Annotated in this window: 12 protein-coding genes; 10 read left to right on the plus strand and 2 right to left on the minus strand. The window is 69.1% G+C overall.

Annotated elements, in window-relative coordinates; all coding sequences use genetic code 11:
* Positions 1 to 288 precede the first annotated feature (288 nt).
* The 9 genes from purS to purM all read left to right on the plus strand — a co-directional run bounded on the left by purS (position 289) and on the right by purM (position 9,376).
* The gene (purS, locus tag ACFVKT_RS13705; RefSeq protein ID WP_005482678.1) at positions 289 to 552 is read left to right on the plus strand and encodes a phosphoribosylformylglycinamidine synthase subunit PurS; all 264 of its coding nucleotides are present in this window, start codon (positions 289 to 291) and stop codon (positions 550 to 552) included.
* Positions 549 to 1,229, plus strand: coding sequence for a phosphoribosylformylglycinamidine synthase subunit PurQ (gene purQ, locus ACFVKT_RS13710; RefSeq protein WP_385730865.1), 681 nt, complete (start codon positions 549 to 551; stop codon positions 1,227 to 1,229). Before purS ends, purQ begins: the two co-directional genes overlap by 4 nt.
* Positions 1,226 to 3,484, plus strand: coding sequence for a phosphoribosylformylglycinamidine synthase subunit PurL (purL, locus tag ACFVKT_RS13715; protein WP_385730867.1), 2,259 nt, complete (start codon positions 1,226 to 1,228; stop codon positions 3,482 to 3,484). Before purQ ends, purL begins: the two co-directional genes overlap by 4 nt.
* 120 nt (positions 3,485 to 3,604) lie before the next feature.
* Positions 3,605 to 4,102, plus strand: coding sequence for an ArsR family transcriptional regulator (locus ACFVKT_RS13720; protein WP_385731111.1), 498 nt, complete (start codon positions 3,605 to 3,607; stop codon positions 4,100 to 4,102).
* Positions 4,103 to 4,137: 35 nt separating this feature from the next.
* Positions 4,138 to 4,998 carry a M23 family metallopeptidase gene (locus ACFVKT_RS13725; RefSeq protein ID WP_385730869.1) on the plus strand — a complete coding sequence of 287 codons (861 nt, stop codon included), beginning with the start codon at positions 4,138 to 4,140 and terminating at the stop codon, positions 4,996 to 4,998.
* A gap of 10 nt (positions 4,999 to 5,008) precedes the next feature.
* Entirely contained in the window at positions 5,009 to 5,809 is an 801-nt protein-coding gene (locus ACFVKT_RS13730) for a sterol carrier family protein (protein WP_385730872.1), read from the plus strand.
* 67 nt (positions 5,810 to 5,876) lie between these two features.
* Positions 5,877 to 6,680: an META domain-containing protein gene (locus tag ACFVKT_RS13735; protein ID WP_385730874.1), complete on the plus strand. Its 804-nt coding sequence runs from the start codon at positions 5,877 to 5,879 to the stop codon at positions 6,678 to 6,680.
* A 61-nt stretch (positions 6,681 to 6,741) separates the two neighbouring features.
* Positions 6,742 to 8,271, plus strand: coding sequence for an amidophosphoribosyltransferase (gene purF / locus ACFVKT_RS13740; RefSeq protein WP_385730877.1), 1,530 nt, complete (start codon positions 6,742 to 6,744; stop codon positions 8,269 to 8,271).
* A 34-nt stretch (positions 8,272 to 8,305) separates the two neighbouring features.
* Complete coding sequence (gene purM / locus ACFVKT_RS13745; protein ID WP_385730879.1) at positions 8,306 to 9,376, plus strand: phosphoribosylformylglycinamidine cyclo-ligase; 1,071 nt, start codon at positions 8,306 to 8,308, stop codon at positions 9,374 to 9,376.
* A gap of 114 nt (positions 9,377 to 9,490) precedes the next feature.
* On the opposite strand, the gene ACFVKT_RS13750 is transcribed toward purM, so the two are convergent.
* Together ACFVKT_RS13750 and ACFVKT_RS13755 are read right to left on the minus strand one after the other, a co-directional pair.
* On the minus strand, positions 9,491 to 9,748 hold the full coding sequence (locus tag ACFVKT_RS13750) for a DUF3073 domain-containing protein (RefSeq protein ID WP_266459026.1): 258 nt from the start codon (positions 9,746 to 9,748) through the stop codon (positions 9,491 to 9,493).
* 280 nt (positions 9,749 to 10,028) lie between these two features.
* Positions 10,029 to 11,120 carry a Leu/Phe/Val dehydrogenase gene (locus ACFVKT_RS13755; RefSeq protein ID WP_385730881.1) on the minus strand — a complete coding sequence of 364 codons (1,092 nt, stop codon included), beginning with the start codon at positions 11,118 to 11,120 and terminating at the stop codon, positions 10,029 to 10,031.
* 234 nt (positions 11,121 to 11,354) lie between these two features.
* Here ACFVKT_RS13755 and ACFVKT_RS13760 point away from each other — a divergent pair, with 234 nt between their 5' ends.
* Entirely contained in the window at positions 11,355 to 12,203 is an 849-nt protein-coding gene (locus ACFVKT_RS13760; RefSeq protein WP_384378446.1) for a hypothetical protein, read from the plus strand.
* Positions 12,204 to 12,492: the final 289 nt, after the last annotated feature.

Here is a 12,492-nt window from a genome sequence, read left to right on the forward strand (position 1 = left end):
GGAGTTGCCGACTGTCCGGCTGTTATTGGGCAAAGTATCGGCTATTGCGATTTCCTTTGTACAGTGCCCGGCATTGCATTGTGAAGCCCGACTAAATCCTTCCGCGTGTCCGGAGGCAATGGGGCCCTGCCGCTCTTCTGCGGTTTTTCCCAGGATTTTCCGTGGAGGCCCCCGCGTCGATGCGGGATCGTGATCGGGCTCACGTAGGATTCTACGAATCTACGCGAGTAGAAATTTTGTGCGGGTAGTCTGAAGCGACCTGCTCAGCACCACACACCGGGAGTGCCAGTGGCACGCGTCGTAGTCGACGTCATGCTCAAGCCGGAGATCCTCGACCCCCAGGGCCAGGCGGTGCAGCGTGCACTGCCGCGCCTTGGTTTCGAGGGCGTCTCCGACGTACGTCAGGGAAAGCGATTCGAACTGGAAGTGGACGGACCGGTGGACGACGCCGCGCTCGCCCGGATCCACGAACTCGCGGAATCCTTCCTCGCCAACACCGTGATCGAGGACTTCACCGTCAAGGTCGAGGAAGTCGCGGAGGCAGGAAAGTGACCGCTCGTATTGGAGTCGTCACCTTTCCGGGAAGCCTGGACGACCGGGACACGCAGCGCGCGATCCGGCTCGCCGGTGCCGAACCCGTCGCTCTCTGGCACAAGGACAAGGACCTGAAGCAGGTCGACGCCGTGGTGCTGCCGGGCGGTTTCTCGTACGGGGACTATCTGCGGGCCGGTGCCATCTCGCGCTTCTCGCCGGTGATGGAGACCGTCATCGGTGAGGCGAAGTCCGGAATGCCGGTTCTCGGCATCTGTAACGGCTTCCAGGTCCTCACCGAGGCGCACCTCCTTCCGGGCGCGATGCTCGGCAACAACCACCTGCACTTCATCTGCCGCGACCAGAAGCTGCGGGTGGAGAACGCGGAGACCGCCTGGACCGCCGACTACACGGCCGGCCAGGAGATCCACATCCCGCTGAAGAACATGGACGGACGGTACGTCGCCGACGAGCGCACGCTCGACGAGCTGGAGGCCGAGGGGCGGGTCGTCTTCCGCTACCAGGACTTCAACCCGAACGGGTCGCTCCGGGACATCGCCGGCATCACGAACGAGGCCGGGAACGTCGTAGGCCTCATGCCGCACCCCGAGCACGCCGTCGAGCCCCTCATCGGGTCCGGCCGCACCGACGGCCTCCCCTTCTTCACGTCGATCCTCAAGAAGCTGGTCAACGCATGAGCCGCACGCCTCTGGACACGGTCGAGAACGCGGCCGCGACCCCCGACGTCGAGCTGCCCTGGGCCGAACTCGGCCTGAAGAAGGACGAGTACGAGCGGGTCGTGGAGATCCTCGGCCGCCGCCCGACCGGTGCCGAGCTCGCCATGTACTCGGTCATGTGGTCCGAGCACTGCAGTTACAAGTCCTCGAAGGTCCACCTCCGCCAGTTCGGCGAGAAGGCCCCCCAGTCCGATGCGCTGCTCGTGGGCATCGGCGAGAACGCGGGCGTCGTCGACGTCGGCCAGGGTTACGCCGTCACGTTCAAGGTCGAGTCGCACAACCACCCCTCGTACGTGGAGCCCTACCAGGGCGCCGCCACGGGCGTCGGCGGCATCGTGCGCGACATCATCGCGATGGGCGCCAGGCCCGTCGCGGTCGTCGACCCGCTGCGCTTCGGTGCGGCCGACCACCCCGACACCAAGCGCGTACTGCCCGGCGTCGTCGCCGGCATCGGCGGCTACGGCAACTGCCTGGGCCTGCCGAACATCGGCGGCGAGGTCGTCTTCGACGCCTGCTACCAGGGCAACCCGCTGGTCAACGCCGGTGCCATCGGCGTCATGCGGCACGAGGACATCCACCTCGCGAAGGCGTCCGGCTCGGGCAACAAGGTCATCCTGTACGGGGCTCGCACGGGCGGCGACGGCATCGGCGGCGCCTCGATCCTCGCCTCGGAGACCTTCGACGACGCCAAGCCTTCGAAGCGGCCCGCCGTCCAGGTCGGCGATCCCTTCCAGGAGAAGCTCCTCATCGAGTGCACCCTGGAGGCCTTCAAGGAGAAGCTGGTCGTCGGCATCCAGGACCTCGGCGCTGCCGGACTCTCCTGCGCCACCAGCGAGTTGGCGTCCAACGGCTCCGGCGGTATGCGCGTGACGCTGGACGACGTACCGCTGCGCGACTCGACTCTCTCGCCCGAGGAAATCCTCATGAGCGAGTCGCAGGAGCGCATGTGTGCGGTCGTCGAGCCGGCGAAGGTCGACCGTTTCCTGGAGATCTGCGACAAGTGGGATGTCATCGCCACGGTGATCGGTGAGGTCACCGACGGCGACCGTCTGGAGATCTACTGGCACGGCGGCAAGATCGTCGACGTCGACCCGCGCACGGTCGCGCACGACGGCCCGGTCTACGAGCGCCCGTACGCCCGCCCGGAGTGGCAGGACGCGCTCCAGGCCGACGACGCCAACAAGCTCCCGCGCCCGGCCACTTCAGAAGAACTGAAGGACCAGGTCCTCGCGCTCGTCGCCTCGCCGAACCAGGCCTCCAAGTCCTGGATCACCTCCCAGTACGACCACTTCGTGCAGGGCAACACGGTGCTGGCGCAGCCCGAGGACTCGGGCATGATCCGCATCGACGAGGAGACCGGGCTCGGTGTCGCCATCGCGACGGACGGCAACGGCCGGTTCGCGAAGCTCGACCCGTACGCGGGCGCCCAGCTCGCGCTCTCCGAGGCGTACCGGAACGTCGCGACGACCGGCGCCAAGCCGCTCGCCGTCTCCGACTGCCTGAACTTCGGCTCGCCCGAGGACCCGGCGGTGATGTGGCAGTTCGCGGAGGCCGTCCGTGGACTGGCCGACGCTTGCCAGCAGTTGGGCACCCCGGTGACCGGCGGCAATGTCTCGCTCTACAACCAGACGGGCGAGGTGGCCATCCACCCGACGCCGGTGGTCGCCGTCCTCGGCGTCATCGACGACGTGGCCCGCCGCACGCCGGTCGCCTTCCAGGAGGAAGGGCAGCTGCTCTATCTCCTCGGCGACACCCGCGAGGAGTTCGGCGGTTCGGCCTGGTCGCAGGTCGTCCACGACCACCTCGGGGGCCTGCCCCCGAAGGTCGACCTGGAGCGCGAGCGCCTGCTCGCCGAGATCCTGATCTCCGCCTCCCGCGACGGCATGGTCGACTCCGCGCACGACCTGTCCGACGGCGGTCTGGTCCAGGCGGTCGTGGAGTCGGCGCTCCTCGGCGGCAAGGGCGCGCGTCTCGTCGTACCCGACGGGCTCGACGCCTTCACCTTCCTGTTCTCCGAGTCCGCGGGCCGCGCGGTCGTCGCCGTCCCGCGCTCGGAGGAGCTCCGCTTCAACGACATGTGCGGGGCGCGGGGCCTGCCCGTCACCCGTATCGGCGTCGTCGACGGCGACTCCGTCGAGGTCCAGGGCGAGTTCACCCTCCCCCTGACCGAGCTGCGCACGGCACACGAGGGCACGATCCCGGCGCTGCTCGCGTAGAGATCCACCGCTTGTCGGTAGTCGAAGGCCCCGTCCGATTCCGGGCGGGGCCTTCGGCGTGCCCGCGACCGCCACCCTCTTGTTTGGTTCTACGTAATTACGTAATCTCTGCTCATGGAGCTGGAGTTGGAGCAGCGCGTTGCGGAGCTTGAGCGGCGTCTCGATGCCCTGGAGGGCGCGGATCCAGCCGTGCCCGTTCCGGCCGGCGGTGACTTCTGGGCCCTCGAAGGGCTCAGGGAGCAGCTGGCCCAAGTGGCGGGCGGCGGAGTGCTGTTCACGGGTGCGGTGCGGTTGCCGACCGAGGAGCGCTACGAGTGGCAGTACCAACTGCTCACCGAGCAACTGCTCGACACCGACTGGACTGAGGCGGCCGAGGTGTTCGCCGCGCTCGGGCACGCGCTGCGGCTGCGTCTGCTGCGCGAGATCCTCGGCGGCCGGCGTACGGCCACCGAACTGGCCGGGCTCGACGACGTGGGGACGAGCGGTCAGATCTACCACCACCTGCGGCAGTTGACCGCCGCGGGCTGGCTGCGGCAGGCGGGGCGCGGCCGCTACGAGATCCCGGCGGGGCGGGTCGTCCCTCTCCTCGTGGCGCTGGCCACGGCTCACCCGGCCTGAGAAACCTTCGACGATTCCGGCACATTGGGGGAACAGTGTTAGTCCGTAGGACCGCCATGATTCTGTACCGGGCACTCCAACTGACCTTCCTGGCCATGGCCTTGGGAGAGCTCTTCATGCCCGACTACCCGATCGACGGGCGGTGGGCCTTCCTGCCGCTCCTGCTGTCCGTCCCCCTCGGGATGGTCGTGAGCCGGATCGGGCCCCCGCACGAGCTCGCCGACCGTCCACCCGTCGAGGTGGAGCCGCCGGTGAGGGGCCGCTGGTCCGCCCTGAACAGCCCGGCCACCAGGGTGCCGAGCCATCGCACCCACGCGTACGGGCAGACGTACGCGATCGACATCGTGGCGGAGCCGGAGGACGGCCCGCGAACCCGCCCCGCCTTCGCCAAGCTCTGGCCGATAGCCCGCCGAAACCACCTCTTCCCCGCCTACGACGAGCCGCTGTTCGCCGTCGCCGATGCCACGGTGGTGCACGCCGGGGACTGGATGCGTGACCATCTCAGCCGCAACTCCCTGCCCGCGGTCGGTTATCTGATGCTGATCGAGGCCTGGGTCCGGGAGACCGGCGGCGCGAGCTGGATCGTCGGCAACCATGTCGTCCTCGACCTGGGCGACGGGGTGTACGCGATGTACGCCCATTTGCGCCGCGGCTCCCTCACCGTCCGGCCAGGCGACCGGGTGCGTGCCGGTCAGCCGATCGCCCGCTGCGGCAACTCCGGCAACTCGACCGAACCGCATGTGCACTTCCAGCTGATGGACGGCCCCGACCTGGACGCGGCCCGCGGCATCCCCTTCAGCTGGCGGGGCATCGGGGTACCGGGCAACGGCGAGACGTTCACGGCGCCGGCGACCCCCTCCCTCGCGGCAGAGGCCCCTGCCTCCCTCTCCGACTAGGCTCACCGTCATGCCCCCGGCCAAAAAGCGACGAGCCCGTACGTATGACTCCGCCAGGATCCGCGCCGCGGTGCTGGCCCAGTTCGGGAACGTACGGGAAGGTGTACGCGGACTCGGTGACGAGGAGCTGGCGCGGCCCACGGGGCTCGGGGAGTGGACCGTGCGGGAGTTGGCCGCGCACGTCACGATGGCCGTGGAGACCGTCAGCCGGAACATCGACAGGCCGGAGCCCGGGAAGCGGGAACTCGGCCTGCTCGACTGGCCGTTCGCGACCGCCGCGCGCTCCGGTGACATCGCCGAGGGCACCCGTGAGCTCGCCGGACGCCACCCCGACCTCGACGCGCTCTACGCCCTTACCGAGGAGCGGATCACCGAGCGGCTGGCCACCGCCTCCGACGACCGGCTGGTCGCAGCCCGCACCGGAGTCATGACCCTTGGTGACTATCTCGTCACGCGCACCGTCGAACTCGTCGTCCACACGGACGACCTGAACCGGGCCGTGCCGGGCCTCGACATCCCCTACGACCGTCAGGCGCTCGCCGCCTGCACCCGGCTGCTCGCCGACGCGCTCGCGGCGAAGGCGCCCGGCGCGTCGACGGAGGTGCGGATTCCGCCGTACGCGGTGGTGCAGTGCGTGGAGGGTCCGCGGCACACCCGGGGCACCCCGCCCAACGTCGTGGAGACCGACCCGCTGACCTGGATCCGGCTCGCGACGGGGCGTACGGAGTGGAAGGCGGCGCTGGAGGACGCCAAGGTGAGCGCGAGCGGGGAGCGGGCCGACCTGGGCGGACTGCTGCCGCTCATGGGCTGAGCCACCCGGAGAACCCGCGCCCTGACCTGGGTGGAACCAACCACCCCACCCGCCCCGTCACATCGGCATGTACAGGCAGCGACTCACCCTCACCGTCCTGACCCTCATCCCGCTGGCCGTGGCCTGCGGCAACGAAACCGGCAACGGCACCGGTGGCAGTTCGGTCGGCTCCGGTGCACAGGCCGATGTCACCGGCGCCCACTGGATCATCGACAGCGTCACCGTGGACGGCACCAGCCACACCACCCCCGGCGGAGCGCACGTCGAGTTCGGCGAGGACGGCAAGGTCCAGGGGAACTACGGCTGCAACCACTTCAGCGCGACCGCGACCTTCAAGGACGGCCGTATCGACCTCGGTGACCCGTCGATGACGGAGATGGCCTGCGAGGAGGGCCCCATGGAGTTCGAGCGGACCCTCGCCCGTACGCTCGCCGACGGCTCCCTCACCGCGGCGGCCAAGGGCGACGATCTCACCCTCACCACCGGCGCCGGCGACCGCGTCCACCTCACCAAGGAGCAGGCCGCGCCCCTCTACGGCACCAGGTGGAACGTCACGGCACTCGGTGCCGGGGACGTGTCCCACTCCCTCCCGGAGGGCGCCGCACCGTACCTCGTCCTCGACAAGGCGAAGGGCACGGTCACAGGCCACCTCGGCTGCAACGACGTGTCCGCGAAGGCCACCGTCCAGGGCGGACACATCACCCTCGGGACCCCGAAGACCACCCGCATGATGTGCGACAGCTCACTCATGGAGACCGAGAAGACCCTGCTGGGCTTCTTCGACGGCAAAGTGGACTACGGGTTGGATCATCGATCCCTCACGCTGACCAGCGCAAACGGCGAAAATGTGACGGCTGTCGCCGGTAAGTGAACCGTCAGAGTTCCGTATCCCCAATTCGGACCAGTGGTCGATCTCGCCTACACTCGGTGCCGTGCCACGTGGTGACGGTCGACTCAATCATGATCTGCTCCCCGGTGAGAAAGGCCCCCAGGACGCTTGTGGCGTCTTCGGAGTCTGGGCTCCGGGCGAAGAGGTCGCCAAGCTCACTTACTTCGGGCTCTACGCCCTCCAGCATCGAGGCCAGGAATCCGCGGGAATCGCGGTCAGCAATGGCTCCAAGATCCTCGTCTTCAAGGACATGGGCCTCGTGTCCCAGGTCTTCGACGAGACCTCTCTCGGCTCGCTCCAGGGTCATATCGCGGTCGGTCACGCCCGCTACTCGACCACTGGCGCCTCGACATGGGAGAACGCCCAGCCGACGTTCCGTGCCACCGCGCACGGTTCCATCGCGCTCGGCCACAACGGCAACCTGGTCAACACGGCGCAGCTCGCCGAGATGGTCGCCGACCTCCCCAAGCAGCAGGACGGCCGCTCCCCGCGTGTGGCGGCCACCAACGACACCGACCTGCTGACGGCCCTCCTCGCCGCCCAGGTCGACGACGACGGCAAGCCGCTGACCATAGAAGAGGCATCCGCCAGGATCCTCCCGCAGGTCAAGGGCGCCTTCTCGCTCGTCTTCATGGACGAGGACACCCTGTACGCGGCCCGCGACCCGCAGGGCGTCCGCCCGCTGGTCCTCGGCCGCCTGGAGCGCGGCTGGGTCGTCGCCTCCGAGTCCGCCGCGCTCGACATCTGCGGCGCCTCCTTCGTCCGCGAGATCGAGCCGGGCGAGTTCGTCGCCATCGACGCGGACGGTCTGCGTACGTCGCGATTCGCTGAGGCAAAGCCCAAGGGCTGTGTCTTCGAGTACGTCTATCTGGCCCGCCCCGACACGGACATCGCCGGTCGGAACGTGTACCTCTCACGCGTCGAAATGGGCCGGAAACTCGCCAAGGAAGCTCCTGTCGAGGCCGATCTGGTCATAGCGACACCGGAGTCGGGCACCCCCGCCGCGATCGGTTACGCGGAGGCCAGCGGAATCCCCTTCGGCGCGGGTCTCGTCAAGAACGCCTACGTCGGCCGGACCTTCATCCAGCCCTCGCAGACCATCCGCCAGCTCGGTATCCGCCTGAAGCTCAACCCCTTGAAGGAAGTCATCAAGGGCAAGCGGCTGGTCGTAGTGGACGACTCGATCGTGCGCGGCAACACCCAGCGCGCGCTGGTCCGGATGCTGCGGGAGGCCGGCGCCGCGGAGGTCCACATCCGGATCTCCTCGCCCCCCGTGAAGTGGCCCTGCTTCTTCGGCATCGACTTCCCGACCCGCGCCGAGCTGATCGCCAACGGCATGACCATCGAGGAGATCGGTACCTCGCTGGGCGCCGACTCCCTCTCGTACATCTCCATCGACGGCATGATCGACGCCACCACCATCGACAAGCCGAACCTGTGCCGCGCCTGCTTCGACGGCGAGTACCCGATGGATCTCCCGGACCCCGAACTGCTCGGCAAGCAGCTCCTGGAGACCGAGCTGGCGGCAGGTCCTGCCGCCACGGCCGCGGCCGACGCGATCCGTCGCCCGTAAGAGCCCCGTATCCCGACCCGAAAGATCCCAGGCAATGTCTGAGACCACATCCGGTGCCTCCTACGCGTCCGCCGGCGTCGACATCGAAGCCGGCGACCGTGCCGTGGAGCTGATGAAGGAGTGGGTGAAGAAGACGCAGCGCCCCGAGGTCCTCGGCGGCCTCGGCGGCTTCGCCGGTCTCTTCGACGCCTCCGCCCTCAAGCGCTTCGAGCGCCCGCTGCTCGCCTCCGCCACGGACGGCGTGGGCACGAAGGTCGACCTCGCCCGGCAGCTCGGCGTGTACGACACCATCGGCCACGACCTGGTCGCCATGGTCATGGACGACATCGTGGTGTGCGGCGCCGAGCCGCTCTTCATGACCGACTACATCTGCGTCGGCAAGGTCCACCCCGAGCGCGTCGCCGCCATCGTCAAGGGCATCGCCGAGGGCTGTGTACTGGCGGGCTGCGCCCTCGTGGGCGGGGAGACGGCCGAGCACCCGGGCCTGCTCGGCCCGGACGACTTCGACGTCGCGGGCGCGGGTACGGGCGTCGTCGAGGCGGATCAACTGCTCGGCGCGGACCTTGTCCGTACGGGTGACGCGGTGATCGCCATGGCGTCCTCCGGTCTTCACTCGAACGGGTACTCGCTCGTCCGGCACGTCCTCCTCGACCGCGGACAGATCGAGCTGGACCGGCACATCGAGGAGTTCGGCCGCACGCTCGGCGCGGAGCTCCTGGAGCCCACCAAGATCTACTCGCTGGACTGCCTGGCCCTCACCCGCACCACCGAGGTGCACGCCTTCTCGCACGTCACCGGCGGCGGTCTCGCGGCCAACCTGGCCCGCGTCGTCCCCGACGGCCTGCACGCGATCGTCGACCGCGAGACGTGGACCCCGGCCCCCGTCTTCGACCTCGTCGGCAGGACCGGTGACGTCGAGCGCCTGGAGCTGGAGAAGACCCTCAACATGGGCGTCGGCATGATCGCGATCGTCCCCGAGGAGTCGGCGGACGTGGCGATCGCCACCCTCGCGGACCGCGGCGTTGAGGCCTGGATCGCCGGCGAGATCACCGAGCGCGGCGAGCACACGACGGGCGCCGCCCTGATCGGCGACTACGCCAAGTAAGGCCCCCGGGGCAGCACAAAACCCGGTCCGGTGTGAGACCACCCCGGACCGGGTGAGGTGCAGATGCTATGAGGCTCTACGAGAACGCCGAACCTGCTGAGCCCGCTGCCGACGCTACGCGCCGCGACGTTGCGACTGGGGACCGGACTCGTCGTCCTCGTCCTCATCGTCGTCGTTATAGAGATCCGCGTACTGCGCGTACGGGTCGTCTTCTTCCTCGTCGTCGTCCTCGAACGGCTCGCCATTCGGCGGCTGTTGCGAAGTCGAAGCGCCCAGCTCATTGGCCAGACGCGAGAGGTCAGTCCCGCCGCTGCTGTACTTCAGCTGGCGGGCGACCTTCGTCTGCTTGGCCTTTGCCCGGCCGCGCCCCATGGCTCGACCCCCTCGGATACGGGGCTCGGTGGCCCCAGAGTCTTGACACGCGTTCATGATCTGGAACGGGCTCTCCGTGAAGAGACCGGTCCGTAGGGCTTCCACGGTACCTGCTCCCGCGCCCATACGGTACGTCGCCCGCAGGACGCGCGTGTGCGCAGAACCTGCGAGGAGCCCTGTCCTCGCTGGTCAACCGCGATTTTAACCTCTTCTTGGCGGGCGACCCGCCGACAGACGTGAGAGTTCTCTCCAACACCCGCCGGCAGGTACCTCCCGGGCCTCAGCTGCGGCGCGCCTCGGCCATCCGCTGCTCGGCGATCCGGTCGGCCGCGGCGGCCGGCGGAATACCGTCTTCCTTCGCACGTGCGAATATTGCCAGCGTGGTGTCGAAGATCTTCGCGGCCTTCGCCTTGCACCGGTCGAAGTCGAAACCGTGCAGTTCGTCGGCGACCTGGATGACACCGCCCGCGTTCACGACGTAGTCGGGCGCGTAGAGGATCCCGCGGTCCGCGAGGTCCTTCTCGACGCCCGGGTGCGCCAGCTGGTTGTTGGCGGCGCCGCACACGATCTTCGCGGTGAGCACCGGCACGGAGTCGTCGCTGAGCGCCCCGCCGAGCGCGCAGGGGGCGTAGATGTCGAGGCCCTCCACGCGGATCAGCGCCTCGGTGTCCGCCACCACCGCGACGGACGGGTGCTCTTCCACGATCCGCCGGACGGACTCGTCCCGCACGTCCGTGATCACGACCCGCGCGCCCTCGCCGAGCAGATGCCCGACCAGGTGGTGGCCCACCTTGCCGACGCCCGCGACGCCGACCGTGCGGTCGCGCAGCGAGGGATCGCCCCACAGGTGCTGTGCGGAGGCCCGCATGCCCTGGAAGACGCCGTAGGCGGTCAGCACGGACGAGTCGCCCGCGCCGCCGTTCTCCGGGGACCGCCCGGTCGTCCAGCGGCACTCGCGCGCCACGACGTCCATGTCGACGACGTACGTACCGACGTCGCACGCCGTGACGTACCGGCCACCGAGCGAGGCCACGAACCGGCCGTAGGCGAGGAGCAGTTCCTCGCTCTTGAGCGTCTCGGGGTCGCCGATGATGACGGCCTTGCCGCCGCCGTGGTCGAGACCGGCCATGGCGTTCTTGTACGACATCCCGCGGGCGAGGTTCAGGGCGTCGGCGACGGCCTCCGCCTCGCTCGCGTACGGGTAGAAGCGCGTACCGCCGAGGGCGGGGCCCAGGGCGGTGGAGTGGATGGCGATGACGGCCTTGAGGCCGCTGGAGCGGTCCTGGCAGAGCACTACTTGCTCATGACCGCCCTGGTCCGAGTGGAACAGGGTGTGCAGTACATCAGCAGAAGCGCCGGATACGTCGGTCACGGTGGTGACTCCAAGGTAATAAGCGGCGGTTGACGTGCGGGTCCCGTACGGGTGGCGGGCGCCCGTGGGCATGAGACTAGGGCCTTGGCGGGGCCGCCATCCGCGCAGTGTTCAGGATCACCCTCGCCCGGAGTACGGTCCTCCTCGGCCGTGGCACGATTCGCAGTGTTTCCCCGGTCGCTTGTGTGTGGGTTGAGCGGGTTTCGTGTCCGGCCGGTTGGGGAGGGAGCAGGCGTGCCCAAGGTGTCCTCGGTGATCGTCCCGTACGCGTCCTATCTGCGCGTGTACGAGCCGCTGGCCGCCTTCCCGGAGCCGGAGCGCGGCCACTGGGCGCGGTACGCCCGCCGCCCCGAGCGCCCCTCGTACCAGGACGAACTGCGCCGCTCCCTGGCCGACTTGCTGCCCACCCCGCCGGTCGCCGTGCCGGTGCACGAGAGCGGCGACGCGTTCGTGGTGGAGGTCGACGGGGTGGTCTGTGTGTGTCCCTGGCGCACCCGGCTGCGCGGCTGGCAGGCCCTGGGCGAGCTCGGCGAGGAACTGCCTGAGCCGGTCCTGGACGCCGTCCTGCCCCCGCTCGTACGCCGCCAGGCGGCCCTGGACTACGAACGCTGGCTGGAGCGCAACCCGGACGCCCGCCCGTGGATCCGCACCTCGACCTGGCAGGTGCCGCTGAACTGGTTCGTGCTCGTCTCCGACGAGGAGCGGCTGTACGAGAAGGGGGCGGCGCCCGACGGAGCCGCGCCGGCGCTCAGGTACCGGACGCCGATGGTGCAGGCGCGGCGGCGCACCGCGCGGGCCCTGAAGACGCTGAAGGACACCATCGAGGACGGGCCGCTCATCGACGGCCTGCTGGAGGTGGGGCGCTGGCTGGAGGAGTTCCACCCGCGCTCCCTTGTCGAGCTGGACTACGGCGGGCTCGTGCACGTCCTGCCCGCCGGGGAGCTGGAAGGCGATCACTCGGCCGCGGACGTCCACGAGGGCATCGAGGCGCTGCGCACCGGGGACGGGGCCGCCGCGGGCGAGGCGTACGGGCGGCTGGTCGAACGCTGGCGGTCGGTGCGCGACCGGCAGTCCGCGAACTGACGTACCGTCGGGGCATGCTGTCGGCACATGCCGGACGGCTGAGGCGTCGTCACGCACTGAAGAACCGTCACTACGGGACGTAGGTCCCGATCCGGGCTTTTGCGTCAAGGGCGTGTCAAGCGTGACGGATGGCACTTTCCTGGCCCTTGCGCCCCTTACCCCTCCTCGTGCCAAAATAGGACAAGGAGCCCGGGGGAGGGCTCCGTCCGCCCACGTATGGGTGGAATCTCAGCATTGCACGCTATGGGGGGTCTGATGACTCCTGATCGCCCTGTGACTGATCGTCACA

It is taken from the genome of Streptomyces sp. NPDC127595 (genome assembly GCF_042671685.1).
Taxonomy (GTDB): domain Bacteria; phylum Actinomycetota; class Actinomycetes; order Streptomycetales; family Streptomycetaceae; genus Streptomyces.